Source organism: Nocardioides sp. JS614, from assembly GCF_000015265.1.
Classification (GTDB): domain Bacteria; phylum Actinomycetota; class Actinomycetes; order Propionibacteriales; family Nocardioidaceae; genus Nocardioides.
Genome location: NC_008699.1, coordinates 3,311,849 through 3,325,108 on the forward strand (window position 1 = coordinate 3,311,849; position 13,260 = coordinate 3,325,108).

At 73.0% G+C, this 13,260-nt stretch carries 13 protein-coding genes; 9 read left to right on the forward strand and 4 right to left on the reverse strand.

Features of this window, described 5'->3' with window-relative positions; genetic code table 11:
* Genes NOCA_RS17235 through NOCA_RS17250 form a run of 4 tightly spaced genes read right to left on the reverse strand, consistent with a single transcriptional unit; the run spans position 1 to position 3,100 of the window.
* Positions 1 to 942, reverse strand: coding sequence for an ROK family glucokinase (locus NOCA_RS17235; protein ID WP_011756545.1), 942 nt, complete (start codon positions 940 to 942; stop codon positions 1 to 3).
* Positions 939 to 1,403 carry a hypothetical protein gene (locus NOCA_RS17240; protein ID WP_011756546.1) on the reverse strand — a complete coding sequence of 155 codons (465 nt, stop codon included), beginning with the start codon at positions 1,401 to 1,403 and terminating at the stop codon, positions 939 to 941. Before NOCA_RS17240 ends, NOCA_RS17235 begins: the two co-directional genes overlap by 4 nt.
* Position 1,404: 1 nt before the next feature.
* Positions 1,405 to 2,637, reverse strand: coding sequence for an ArsA family ATPase (locus NOCA_RS17245; RefSeq protein WP_011756547.1), 1,233 nt, complete (start codon positions 2,635 to 2,637; stop codon positions 1,405 to 1,407).
* Between the two features lie 22 nt (positions 2,638 to 2,659).
* Positions 2,660 to 3,100, reverse strand: a complete 441-nt coding sequence (locus tag NOCA_RS17250) for an SRPBCC family protein (protein WP_011756548.1) — start codon at positions 3,098 to 3,100, stop codon at positions 2,660 to 2,662.
* Between the two features lie 149 nt (positions 3,101 to 3,249).
* On the opposite strand from NOCA_RS17250, the gene NOCA_RS17255 reads away from it, so the two are divergent.
* The 9 genes from NOCA_RS17255 to NOCA_RS17295 all read left to right on the forward strand — a co-directional run bounded on the left by NOCA_RS17255 (position 3,250) and on the right by NOCA_RS17295 (position 13,230).
* Positions 3,250 to 5,052, forward strand: a complete 1,803-nt coding sequence (locus NOCA_RS17255; RefSeq protein ID WP_011756549.1) for an AMP-dependent synthetase/ligase — start codon at positions 3,250 to 3,252, stop codon at positions 5,050 to 5,052.
* 201 nt (positions 5,053 to 5,253) lie between these two features.
* Entirely contained in the window at positions 5,254 to 5,988 is a 735-nt protein-coding gene (gene cpaB, locus NOCA_RS25975) for a Flp pilus assembly protein CpaB (protein WP_011756550.1), read from the forward strand.
* 6 nt (positions 5,989 to 5,994) lie between these two features.
* Positions 5,995 to 7,182, forward strand: a complete 1,188-nt coding sequence (locus tag NOCA_RS17265) for an AAA family ATPase (protein ID WP_011756551.1) — start codon at positions 5,995 to 5,997, stop codon at positions 7,180 to 7,182.
* Positions 7,183 to 7,186: 4 nt separating this feature from the next.
* Entirely contained in the window at positions 7,187 to 8,662 is a 1,476-nt protein-coding gene (locus NOCA_RS17270; protein WP_011756552.1) for a CpaF family protein, read from the forward strand.
* A 19-nt stretch (positions 8,663 to 8,681) separates the two neighbouring features.
* Positions 8,682 to 9,662 (forward strand): type II secretion system F family protein, encoded by a 981-nt coding sequence (locus NOCA_RS17275; protein WP_011756553.1) that lies wholly within the window; start codon positions 8,682 to 8,684, stop codon positions 9,660 to 9,662.
* 1 nt (position 9,663) lies between these two features.
* Entirely contained in the window at positions 9,664 to 10,578 is a 915-nt protein-coding gene (locus NOCA_RS17280) for a type II secretion system F family protein (RefSeq protein WP_011756554.1), read from the forward strand.
* Positions 10,578 to 12,185 (forward strand): sensor histidine kinase, encoded by a 1,608-nt coding sequence (locus tag NOCA_RS17285; protein WP_011756555.1) that lies wholly within the window; start codon positions 10,578 to 10,580, stop codon positions 12,183 to 12,185. The genes NOCA_RS17280 and NOCA_RS17285 overlap by 1 nt, the downstream gene beginning before the upstream one ends.
* Positions 12,182 to 12,820 (forward strand): response regulator transcription factor, encoded by a 639-nt coding sequence (locus tag NOCA_RS17290; RefSeq protein ID WP_011756556.1) that lies wholly within the window; start codon positions 12,182 to 12,184, stop codon positions 12,818 to 12,820. The genes NOCA_RS17285 and NOCA_RS17290 overlap by 4 nt, the downstream gene beginning before the upstream one ends.
* 206 nt (positions 12,821 to 13,026) lie before the next feature.
* Entirely contained in the window at positions 13,027 to 13,230 is a 204-nt protein-coding gene (locus NOCA_RS17295) for a Flp family type IVb pilin (protein WP_011756557.1), read from the forward strand.
* Positions 13,231 to 13,260 lie beyond the last annotated feature (30 nt).

Consider the following 13,260-nt stretch of genomic DNA (forward strand, 5'->3'; position numbering starts at 1 on the left):
CTAGCGCCGGGACAGGTCGGCCGCGCCGATCAGCCCGGCGCGGTTGCCGAGCCGGGCCTTGCGGATCTCGGGGATCGGCCGGAAGCCGCGACCGACCAGCTGGCCGGAGAAGGCCACCCGGGTCGGCTCCAGCAGCAGGTCGTCGGCCTCGCTGACGCCGCCGCCGACCACCACCACGCCAGGGTCGATGATCTCGGTCAGCGACGCGATCCCCTCGCCCAGCCAGCGGCCGAGCTCCGCGAGCTGCTGGCGGGCGCCTTCGTCCCCGTGCCGGGCCGCCTCGGTGATCAACGGCCCGGTGATCTTCGAGATGTCGCCGCCGGCCCGCTCGAACATGCCCTGGGCGATCAGCGCCCCCGACATCGCCTGGGCCCGAGCCTCGCGGACCAGGGCCGAGCCGCTCGCGTACTGCTCGAAGCAGCCGTGCTTGCCACAGCCGCACAGGATGCCGTTGGGCACGACCCGCATGTGGCCGATCTCGGCGCCGACGCCGTTGGCGCCGCGGTAGACCTCGCCGTCGAGCACCAGCCCACCGCCGACGCCGGTGCCGACGGTCACCAGCAGCAGGTCGTCGACATCGTGGCCCGCGCCGTAGGTGAACTCGCCCCAGGCGGCGGCGTTCGCGTCGTTCTCGATGACGACCGGGAGGTCGATCCGCTTCTCGAGCTCACCCTTGAGGTCCTCGTTGCGCCACGCGACGTTGGGCGCGAACAGCACCACCGCGCGTGCCTTGTCGACGTACCCCGCTGCGCCGACGCCGACCGTCTCGATCGGATGGCGCTCGCGGAGCTCGACCACGAGGCCAGCGATGGCCTCCTCGATCGCCTCCGCGTCCGTGGCGGGCGACTCCACGCGCAGCTCCTCGAGGATCGTGCCCGACTCGTCGACCACTCCTCCGGCGATCTTCGTCCCTCCGACGTCGATGCCACACGCCAGGCTCATCTGTCTCCATCCTCAGGTCCACCCGGGGTGTCCGGCTGGTCCGGGTCGTCCGGGTCCTCCGGCCAGGAGCCGGGATCGTCATCGAGATCGATCCGCTCGACGCCCCCACGGGCGGAGCGGTCGTCGGGCACAGCGGTCGCGAGCAGCCCGGCGGCGGCCTGCAGCAGGGCGGTCGCGGCGGTGGCGAGCTGGGCGCGCACCTCCGGCGTGGTCTGGCGCAGGACGTGCACGGTGCGGCAGATCGGGCAGTAGGTGCACTCCGGCGCGCCGGTGGCGAGGTGGTCGTCGACCTCGTGCGCCGCCCGGGCGGCGTGACCGGCGAGCCCGGCGACGCCCTCGCCGATCCCGGTGCCCTGGTCGCGCGCCCACTCCGAGAGCGCACCGAGCAGCTTGGCCGCCTCCTCGGCGACGCTCCCGACCTCGGGCCCCTCGGCCGAGGGGCCCTCTCCGTCCTGGCTCACGTCATCTCCCAGCTTCGTCCGCAGCCGCGCCGACCGCCGTGCCGGCGGCGCTGGCGGTGTCGGCATCCTCGACGAACCGCACCTGCAGCTCCCCGTGCTCCACCCGGGCCCCGGCGATACGGAACCGCACCAGGCCCGATGGGAGCGTGATCAACCGTCGATACGATCCCACGGTCACGACGAGATCGTCGCCATTGCGGGCCAGGTTGACGTCCGTGCGGGACACCAACGGGAGGGCCAGCCGGACGACGGCGCCACCCTCGCTGCGCCGGATGCGGAACGGGGCCTTGCCGGGCGAGCTGGTCAGCGGGTCGTCGTCGCCGTACAGATCGCGGGCGAGGCCGGCCAGGGGCACGACGCCCACCGGCTCACGGGAGCGGTACTCCGAGCGCCAGATCGGCAGGCCGGCGAACGACTGCTCGACCCGGCGGAGCACCTCGTCCTGGGCGAGCACCCAGCCGGCCCGCCAGTCGTCGGCGTCCTCGGCGGGGAAGACCCGGTTGGCGACGACGCCGTCGACGCGGTAGCCGAACAGCGACAACGTCGTGTAGGAGCGCCGGGCCTCGGCGAGCACCACGTTCTCGGGAGTCAGCACCAGCCGCACGCTCGAGTCGGGGCCGCTGAGCAGCGTGCGCACCTCGTCGAGCTCGGCGTGCAGCCGCTCGATCGCGTCGAAGACGGAGTCGCCGGGCATCGGGACCCCGGCGGCCCGGCTCAGCACCGGCCGCAGCGCCTTGACGACGCGCCGCTCGACCGGGAAGACCCGGTTCATGTACCAGCCGAGCGCCTCGGGGAGGGCGAGCAGCCGGAGGGTCTCGGCCGTCGGGGCACAGTCGACGACGATCACGTCCCAGGCGCCGGAGAGAGCGTGCAGGCGGAGCTCGAGCAGCGCCAGCACCTCCTCGGCTCCCGGGATCACGGTCAGCTCCTCCGCCGCGACGGGATCGACCCCCGCGACATCGAGCACCGAGAGCAGGTAGCGCTGGATGTCGGCCCAGGACTGCTCGAACCGCAGCTGCGCGTCGACCTGTACCACGAACAGCCCCGGTGCGACCTCGGTCGCCTCTGGCCCGATCGCGCCGTACTCGCAGCCGTAGGCGTCCGCCAGGGAGTGGGCCGCGTCGGTCGAGAGGACCAGCGTGCGGTGCCCGTCGGCGGCCGCGAGCGCGGCCGTCCCGGCGGCGACCGTGGACTTGCCGACGCCGCCCTTTCCGGTGAACAGGAGGATACGCACGGTCAGCTGGTCCAGCGCCCCCTCAGTCGAGCGACTCGACGCGCTTCTTCAGCCCCTTCAGCGCCGTGTCGATGAGGATCTTCTCGCCCTTGCGCTTGAGCATCCCGATCAGCGGGATCGAGACGTCCAGGGCGAGGCGGTAGGTGACCTCCGTCGAGCCGTTGCCGAGCTCGCGCAGCAGGTAGGCCCCGTCCAGGGCACGGAGCATCTTCCCGTGCACGAGCGTCCAGGTGACCATGTGGTCGCCGTTCCAGACGTACTCGAGGGTGTACTCGTCCTTGATCGGCGGGACGTCGAGCTCGAAGAAGACCTGCTCCGCGCGTCCGTCGGGGAACTCGGCGACGACATCGGCGGTCCGCACGCCCTTGGCCCAGTGCGGGTAGGCGGGGAAGTCGGCGATCACCGCCATGATGTCGGGCGAGGGGGCGTCGATCACGATCGACGACGTGGTCTGCTCGGCCATCTGGGGCCCCCTTGGTCGCACTCTGTTCGCGGCTGGCTCGGTGAGCGAGCGTACCGGATCCCGCCGGCCGTCCGACCGGCGGTAACCTCGCTCGGTGAGCCCCAGCCACCTCCGTGCGGACGCGCGGTGCCGGACCCCAGGAGGCCCCCGTGCGTGAGTTCTCCAACCCGCTGACGATCGAGGTCCCCGCGACCGGCAACCTCACCGACGACGTGGTGGTCAACGCCCGCGAGGCCGGGGGGAGCATCGTGTTCAGCCGGCCCTCGGCGCACCCGGACGCCGCGGGCTGGGAGGACGTCACCGCCGCACAGTTCCTCGCCGAGGTGAGCGGCGTCGCCAAGGGGCTGATCGCCGCAGGCATCGAGGCCGGCGACCGGGTCGCCGTGATCTCCAAGACCCGCTACGAGTGGACCCTCCTCGACTACGCGGCCTGGTTCGCGGGTGCGGTCACCGTGCCGATCTACGAGACCTCCTCGGCCGAGCAGATCGCCTGGATCCTCGCCGACTCCGGCGCCCGCGCGGTCGTCGCCGAGGGCGCCGACCACCTGGCCCGCATCCGGGAGGTCCGGTCCGGGCTCGACCAGCTCAACCACGTCTGGTCGATCGCCGACAACGCCGTCGACAACCTGGTGCGGCTCGGCGCGGACATCTCCGACGAGGAGCTGGAGAAGCGGCGTACGACGGCGACCCCGCTCGACCTGGCCACCCTGATCTACACCTCCGGCACGACCGGTCGACCCAAGGGCTGCATGCTCACCCACGGCAACTTCATGTTCGAGCTGAGCGTCGCCGTCGCCGAGCTGCCCGAGCTGTTCGAGGGCGACGACTCGTCCACGCTGCTGTTCCTGCCGCTCGCGCACGTGTTCGCCCGGATCATCCAGGTCGGCTGCATCAAGACCCGCACCCGGCTCGGTCACAGCTCCGACATCAAGAACCTGCTCGCGGACCTGCAGGAGTTCAAGCCGACGTTCATCCTGGCGGTGCCGCGGGTCTTCGAGAAGGTCTTCAACACCGCCTCCCAGAAGGCCACGGCCGACGGACGCGGCCGGATCTTCGACAGGGCCGCGGAGACCGCGATCGCCTACTCGCGCGGGCTCGACCGGGGCCGGCCCTCGCTCGCCGTGCGCGCGAAGCACGCCGTGTTCCGCCGCCTGGTCTACGGGAAGCTGCTCGCCGCGCTCGGTGGCAGCTGCCGGTACGCCGTCTCGGGCGGTGCGCCGCTCGGTGACCGGCTCGGCCACTTCTACCGCGGCATCGGGCTGACCGTGCTGGAGGGCTACGGGCTCACCGAGACGACGGCCGCGCTGACGGTCAACCTCCCGGACGCGATCAAGGTCGGCACCGTGGGCCGGCCGCTGCCGGGCACCGCCGTACGCGTCGCCGACGACGGGGAGCTGCTGTTCCGCGGCGGCCAGGTGTTCGCGGGCTACTGGCACAACGAGACGGCCACCAGCGAAGCGTTGGAGCCGGACGCCTGGTTCCACACCGGCGACGTCGGCGAGGTCGACGACGAGGGGTTCGTGCGGATCACCGGCCGGAAGAAGGAGATCCTGGTGACTGCAGGCGGCAAGAACGTCGCGCCCGCCGTGCTCGAGGACCGGCTCCGGGCGCACGTGCTGATCGACCAGTGCATGGTCGTCGGTGACGGCCAACCGTTCATCGCCGCGCTGGTCACGATCGACCGCGAGTCCTTCCCCGCCTGGGCCGAGGCGCATGGCAAGTCGGGCAGCATCGCCTCCCTCGTCGACGACCCGGACCTCCGGGCGGAGATCGCGGCGGCAGTCGAGGACGCCAACAAGGCCGTCTCGAAGGCCGAGTCGATCCGGAAGTTCACGATCCTCCCCGACGAGTGGACCGAGGAGGGCGGACAGCTGACCCCCAGCCTCAAGATCCGCCGCAACGTGGTGATGCGGGAGCTCAAGGACGACGTCGCCGCGCTCTACCTGAGCTGACAGGTAGGGGCGGCGAGGACATGACGTCGTGCTCATGGCGCGACGAAACGTGGCCGATTTCACGTCTCTCGGCCCGGAAGCCGCCTAGAGTGCCGAGACAGCGCCGGATTACCGGGGGGTAATCCGCCGCCGACGAGGCTGCGGCACGTCCGTGGTCGGGTGCAACCCGGTCACGGCCCTTGGAGTGGGGAGGGCACGACGATGGATCGACGACGGCTCCTGATCGTGGCCGCCGCGCTCGTGGCCGCCCTCGGCACCGTGCTGGTGGTGGTCTATGCCCGCGGCGCCGACCAGCGGGCGGAGGACCGGTTCGAGTCGGTCGACGTCCTGGTCGCGACCCAGCCGATCGCGGCGGGCGAGACCGTCGAGGCGGCCCGGGCGGCCGACAAGATCGGCACCCGCTCGGTGGCGCTGCGCGACCGGCTCGACGGCGCGCTCACCTCGCTCGACGGCCACGCCGGCCAGGTGGCGCTGGTCCCGATCCAGCCCGGGGAGCAGCTGCTCCCGGCCAAGCTCGGGTCGAGCTCCGAGGCGGCTGCCCCGCTGCCCATCCCGCCCGGCCAGATGGCCGTCTCGGTGAACCTGACCGACGCGGCCCGGGTGTCCGGGTTCCTCAACCCCGGCTCGGAGGTCGCCGTCTTCCTCAACGGCGTCGACCAGCAGACCGGCCAGACGTTCACCCGGCTGCTCCTGTCCCGGGTGACCGTCCTCGGCGTCGGGTCGACCGCGCCCGTGGCGACCACGACGACCGACGACACCGGCGCCCAGACCGTCGAGCAGCTGCCACGCACGCTGCTGACGATCGCGGTGGACCAGAAGCAGGCGCAGAAGGTGCTGTTCGCCTCCTCGAACGGCGAGCTGGCCTTCGCGCTGCTGAACCCCGACAGCAAGGTGTCGTCCGGCAAGGGCGTGACCGCGCAGAACCTCTTCCGGTGACCTGAGATGCCCGTCGTCGTCGAGCCGGATCCCGTGATCGCCGCGAGGCTGCTCTCGGCGCTGCCGCCCGGCGCGCACGGCGTCGACTCGACCGACCGGCTCCAGGCCTGGGTCGGCGAGCACACCGAGGAGTACGTCGTGGTGCTCGGTCCGCGCCTCGGCCTCGAGGACGCCCTGGCCGCCTGCGAGGCGCTCCGGATCAGCCGCCCGACCGTCAGCGTGGTCGTCGTCCGGGACCAGTCAGACACCCCGATCGATGCCGTGCTGCTCACCCGGGCGATCAAGGCGGGGGCGCGCGACGTCGTACCGCACGACGACCTCGAGGCGGTGGCGGCGGCCGTCGGCCGCGCCCATCAGCTCTACGTGGCACTGCGCGGCCCCGACGGCGTCAGCCACCAGGGCCGCATCGTCACGGTCTTCTCGCCCAAGGGCGGGGTCGGCAAGACCACGATGGCGGTCAACCTGGCGCTCGCCCTGTCCGACGGCGGTGCCCGCCAGGTCTGCCTGGTGGACCTCGACCTCGCGTTCGGCGACGTCGCGATCACCCTGCAGCTGTTCCCCTCGCACACCGTCGAGCACGCGATCGGGTCCGAGGACACGCTCGACGCCGCGATGCTCGGCGCGCTGCTGACCCGCCACCAGGGCGCGGTCATGGTGCTCGCGGCGCCCAGCCAGCCCGACGTGCGGGAACGGATCACCCCGGCCCTGGTCACCCGGGTGCTGACCACCCTGCGCGAGACCTTCGACTTCGTCGTGGTCGACACGGCCCCGGCGTTCGACGAGACCACGCTCGCCGCCCTGGACGAGACCGACGAGTGCGTGGTCGTCGCCACCCTCGACGTACCGACCCTGAAGAACGTGCGGGTCGGCCTCGAGACCCTCGAGATGCTCGGCATCGCCCGCGGTCACCGGCACCTGCTGCTCAACCGCGCCGACGACGCCGTCGGGCTCGGCCCGGACAAGGTCGAGGCGATCCTCGGCCTGGCGGTGGCCGCCCAGGTGGCGACGTCGATCGACATCGCGGCCTCGACCAACGCGGGCACCCCGATCGTCAGCGGCAAGCCGGACCATCCCTCCAGTACGGCGATCCGGGCGCTCGCCGCGCTGCTCGCGGGGGCCCCGGCCGCCCCCGACAGGCACCCGGCCCACCCGACACCGCCGACCCCGACCCGCCGGTTCCGGCTCAGGAGGTGACCCAGTGAGCCTCGCCGACCGCCTCGCCGCGGCGCGCGCCGACGCCGCCGCGGAGGCACCCTCCGTGGACCCCGCAGCCGCGCTCCAGAGCTCGGCCGACCCGGCAGCCACCGACCCGGGTTCGGCACCGGCAGCTCCCGCCACGGCGGCGCCCGAGCCCGCCGCGGAGGCCGCACTGGGCCGGCGCCAGGCGCTGGCCGGCCGGCGCGACCGGATCGAGGAGGTCAAGGGCAGCGTGCACGCCGAGCTCCTCCAACAGCTCGGCCCCCAGCTCTACGACGCGGAGATGGACCAGGACGAGCTCGACCAACGGGTCCGGGCGGTGCTCGCCGAGGTGCTCGGCGCCGAGGACCGGCCGTTGAGCCACAGCGACCGGGCCCGGGTCACCCAGGAGATCAGCGACGACATCCTCGGCTACGGGCCGATCGAGCCGTTCCTGCGCGAGCCCACGGTCTCCGAGGTGATGGTCAACGGCGCGCACAGCATCTGGATCGAGCGGGCCGGGCGGATCGAGCCCACGGCGGCGCACTTCGTCGACGAGTCGCACCTGCGCCGCGTGATCGACAAGATCGTGTCGCGCATCGGGCGCCGCGTCGATGAGTCGAGCCCGATGGTCGACGCGCGGCTGCCCGACGGGAGCCGGGTGAACGCGGTGATCCCGCCGCTGGCGATCGACGGCTCGGCGCTCACCATCCGCAAGTTCGCCACCACGCCGCTGACCGCCGAGGACCTGGTCACGTTCGGCACGCTGAGCGAGCCCGCGCGGGACTTCCTCGCCGCCTGCGTCCGCGGTCGGCTGAACGTGATCGTCTCGGGCAGCACCGGCGCCGGGAAGACGACGACGCTCAACGTGCTCTCGTCGTTCATCCCCTCCGACGAGCGGATCGTGACCATCGAGGACGCCGCGGAGCTCCAGCTCGAGCAGGAGCACGTGGTCCGCCTGGAGTCGCGGCCGCCGAACATCGAGGGCCGCGGCGGCGTGGACACCCGCGACCTGGTCCGCAACGCGCTGCGGATGCGGCCGGACCGGATCGTGGTCGGCGAGGTCCGCGACGCCTCCGCACTGGACATGCTGCAGGCGATGAACACCGGCCACGACGGCTCGATCTGCACGGTGCACTCGAACGGCCCGCGCGACACGCTCGCCCGGATCGAGACCATGGTGCTGATGGCCGGCATGGACCTGCCGGTGCGGGCGATCCGCGAGCAGATGGCCTCGGCGGTGGACCTGATCGTGCACCAGACCCGGTTCAAGGACGGGTCCCGCCGGGTCACCCACATCACCGAGGTCGAGCGGATGGAGGGCGACGTCGTCACCCTCCAGGACGTCTTCGTCTTCGACCAGTCCCCCGGCTTCGACGCCGAGGGCCGCTCGTTGGGTCAGCTGGTGGCCAGCGGCCTGCGCCCCAAGCTGCTCGAGAAGCTCGCGCACGCGAACGTCACCGTCGACCCCTCGCTGTTCGTGGCGGGCCTGCGATGAACACCCCGCGGAGTCCCGAATGAACTGGCTCCTGGTCAGCGGTGCGGTCGCGGTCGGCCTGGGGCTGCTCACCGCGCTGCTGCTGCTCGCCGGCCCCGCTCGGTCGGCGGAGCCGACGCCGGCGGAACGGGTGACGGCGTACGTCGGCGCGGCCGGCGACGGCGGCACGGCGATCCTGTCCGCCGGCCACCGCCCCGACGCGCTCGCCCAGGCGAGCGGTGCCGCCGCCCGGGTGCTGCGGAGCAACCGCGGGCTCGAGGACCGGATCCGGCACCGGCTCGAGGGAGCGGGCAGTCACCTCGAGTCCGCCGAATGGTTGCTGCTGCACACGGCGGTCTTCGTGCTCACCGGGCTGGTCGGGCTGCTGCTCGGCACCGGCAACGTGGTGCTGTTCGTGCTGTTCCTGGTCGTGGGCGCCGTCGGGCCGTGGCTCTACCTCGGCGTGCGCCGCGGACGGCGGCGCAAGGCGTTCAGCGCCGCCGTGCCGGAGACCCTGCAGCTGATGTCGGGGTCGCTCTCGGCGGGGCTGTCGCTCGCGCAGTCCGCCGAGACGGTCACCCGCGAAGGCGCCGACCCGGTCGCCGCGGAGTTCCGCCGGGCGCTCGTCGAGACCCGCCTCGGCGTGCCGCTGGAGGATGCGCTCGAGGGCGTCGCCGACCGGTTCGACAGCGCGGACCTGGCCTGGGCGGTGATGGCGATCCGGATCCAGCGCCAGGTGGGCGGCAACCTCGCGGAGCTGCTCGACACCGTCGCCGAGACGATGCGCGAGCGCGAGTACGTCCGGCGGCAGGTCGCGGCCCTGTCCGCCGAGGGCCGGCTCTCCGCCTGGGTGCTCGGCTCGCTGCCGGTGGCCTTCCTGACCTACCTCCTGCTGGTCAACCGCGAGTACGTGATGCCGCTGTTCGAGGACCCGCGCGGGATCGTGCTGCTCGCCGGGGCGGCGCTGTGGCTGGCGGTCGGGGCGTTCTGGATGAGTCGCCTGGTCCGGGTGGAGGTCTGAGATGCCGCTGCTCCTCGGTGCCCTGCTGCTCGCGGTCTCGGTCCTGCTGCTCGCCGCCGCCCTCGGGGAGGGCCGGGACGCCCGGGGCGTGGGCCGTTCGCTGGAGCTGGTCCGGGCCGCCTCGGCGTCGCCCGAGGTGGTGACCCGCGAGGCGGAGGTGCCGTTCGGCGAGCGGGTGCTCGACCCGCTCCGCGAGCGCACCCTGGGCCTCGGCCGCCGGCTCGCCGGCCACGAGGCCGCGGACCGGATCCGGCACCGGCTCGACCTGGCCGGGAACCCGCCCGGCTGGACCGTCGACCGCTACCTGACCGGGACGGTCCTGGGCGCGGCCCTGGGGCTGGTCGGTGCCGGCCTGCTCGGCCTGCTGCTGGAGCCGGCTACGCCGGTCCTCGTGCTGCTGCTCGCGGCCGGGCTCGTCCTCGGCTACTTCGGGCCGCGGTTGTACCTCTACCAGAAGAGCTACGACCGGTCCGAGCGGATCCGCCGGGCGCTGCCCGACGCGATCGACCTGCTCACGATCAGCGTCGAGGCCGGGCTCGGCTTCGACGCGGCCGTCCAGCAGGTCGCCCAGCACACCGAGGGGCCGCTCGCCGACGAGCTGTCCCGGGTGCTCCGGGAGATGCAGCTCGGGCAGAGCCGGTCGGCGGCGCTGCGCTCCCTGTCCGCCCGCACGACGGTGCCCGAGCTGCGCGGCTTCGTCGGCGCGATGGTGCAGGCCGACGCGCTCGGCATCCCGATCGCGCAGGTGCTGCGAGTCCAGTCCCGGGAGATCCGGGTCAAGCGCCGGCAGCACGCCGAGGAGCGCGCCCAGCAGGTGCCGGTGAAGATCACGGTCCCGCTGATCTTCTGCATCCTGCCGTGCCTGTTCGTGGTGGTGCTCGGGCCGGCGGTCCTCAACATCATGGACACGTTCTGATGGGCCGCGGCGACACGGCACGCGCACGCCGGGGCTGGCCCACGGTCCGGGTTGCGACCGGCGCCCGCCTGTGCGGCTTCCTGGCGCTGCTGGCGCCCGCCCTGTGGACCCGGGACACGACGGCGGTGCTGGCCCTGGTCGCCATCGGCGCGGCCTGGCTGCTCGGCGGGCTCGCCGAGCTCAACGCCGCCCTGCCGGCCTGGCTGACCACCGTGCTCGAGCCGCTCACGGTCGGGGTGGCGTGCGGCCTGGCCCTGCACACCTCGACCGCCGTGCTCGGCGCGCTCGCCATCGGCCCGGTGACCGCGGCCCTGCGGTCCGGAGCGGCCGGCGCCTCCCTCGCGATCGTCTCCGAGCTCGGCGCGCTGCTCGTGATCGCGGTCGGGTCGGGCCTGCCCGTCGAGGACGCCGAGGGTCTCGCGATCATGAGCTGGAGCGTGGTCGCGCTCGGCCTGGGCATGATCGCGACCTACCTGCACGCCGTGCTCCGGCGCGAGCCCGACCCGCTCGGGCCGTACCACGACGCCCAGGCCCTGATCCGGCAGCTGATCGACCTCTCCGACGAGTTCGGCACCGGGCTGGACCCCGCCGCCCTCGGCACCCGGCTGCTCGACGTCGTGCGGGACGAGCTGCCGGCCGAGGTGCTCACGGTCTACGTCGCGCCGATCCGGGACCTCTCCCCGCTCGTCACCTGGTCGCTGGGTCCTGGTCCCGAGAGCGATCCCCTCGAGGAGGTGGCGACCGCCTGCTGGTGGGCGGGAAGCCAGGTCGCCGACGGCCAGGGGTTCGCGTTCCCGCTCCACTCGGGTGGCTCGACCGTCGGGGTCGTGGCCGGGCAGCTGTCCGAGCGCGTCGACGCCGACGGCATCGGGCTCGACGACCGGATCCGCGCGCTGGGCGTGCGGCTCGCTGCGAGCGTCGTCCACCTCGACACCGCCCTGCTCTTCGAGGCACTGCGCGACCGGGCGACGGTGGGTGAGCGGCGGCGGCTGGCCCGCGAGATCCACGACGGCCTGGCCCAGGACATCGCCTCGCTCGGCTACCTCGTCGACGCCCTCGCCGCCGACCCCGGGACGCCCGCGCAGGCGGCCCGGATCGCCGGGCTCCGAGAACGGATCTCAGCGGTGGTGACCGAGGTGCGCGACTCCGTCGTCACCCTGCGCACCGGCGTCGGTGAGAGCGCCAGCCTGGGTGCGGCGCTGGGCGGTCTCGCCCGCCGGCTGACCGAGTCGTCGGGCGTTCCGGTGCACGTCACCCTGGACGAGCGGGAGACCCGGTTGCGACCCGAGGTCGAGGCGGAGCTGTTCCGGATCGCCCAGCAGGCGATGACCAACGCCGTCCAGCACGCCGCCGCCGGCTCGATCGACGTGCACTGCCGGGTGCGGCCGCCCGAGGCGGTGCTCACGGTCCGCGACGACGGCCGGGGGCTCGGACCGGCGCGCCCGGACTCGCAGGGCCTGGACATCATGCGCGAGCGGGCCGCGCTGATCGGCGGCCGGCTCGACGTCGACCGGCGACACCCGCACGGGACCAGCATCACGGTCCGGGTGCCGGCACCCACGACCACGCCGGTGGCCGCGACCCGAGAAGAGAGCGTGACCGCATGACCACCGTGCTCCTCGTCGACGACCACGAGCTGATCCGCAGCGGACTCGCGGCCGTCATCGACCTCGAGGACGACCTGACCGTCGTCGGGACGGCCGCGACGGTCGCCGCCGGCCTCGCCGCCATCGCGCAGCTGGCGCCCGACGTCGTCGTCGCCGACCTCCAGCTGCCCGACGGCACCGGCCTGGACATCGCCCGGGCGGTCCGCGGCGAGAACGACAGCACCGGTCTGGTGGTGCTCACCATGCATTCCGGCGACGACCAGATCTTCGCGGCGATGGAGGCCGGAGCGTCCGGGTTCGTCGGCAAGGAGGCCCCCGCCCAGGAGGTGGTCCGCACCATCCGGCACGCGGCCGTCTCGCCGCGCTCGTTCGTCTGCAGCGGCCTGGCCGAGGCCATGGTCCGCCGGGTGGGTGCCGGCACCGCCCGGCTCTCGGACCGCGAGCACGACGTGCTGCTGCTGCTCGCCGAGGGCCTCGGCACCGCCGCGATCGCCGAGCGGCTGTTCATGAGCGAATCGACGGCGAAGTCGCACCTGGGGCACATCTACCAGAAGCTCGGCGCCGCCAACCGCGCCCAGGCGCTGGTCACCGCGATGCGGATCGGGCTGCTCTCCAGCGTGCAGCCCGGGACCTAGGTCCCGGGACCTTGGTCCCGATCTTCCTGGCCCGACCGCACCCCGCGGACGATGTCCGATCGTCGCCCGTCTCTAGTCATTTGTGACTACCGACCCTGACGCGGTCGTCCGATCCGGATGGCCCGGGCCGCGACGCACGATGGCTCTCGAGGGGTGAGGGACTCCTCGGTCCTGTCTCGGGACCGATTGGGAGAGGGAGAACAACCATGCTGCAGTACCTGCAGATCCTGCTGGCCGGGCACCGCGCGAGGATGGACGAGCGCGGGGCCTCGGCCGTCGAATACGGCCTGCTGATCGGCGGCATCGCCGCTGTCATCGTCGTCCTGGTCTTCGCGCTTGGTGACCAGGTCAAGGAGCTGTTCACTGACACCTGCACGAGCGTCGAGGCGAAGACAACCGCACAGTGCTGACTTTGCACTAGAGCTGGGTGGCCGCGGACC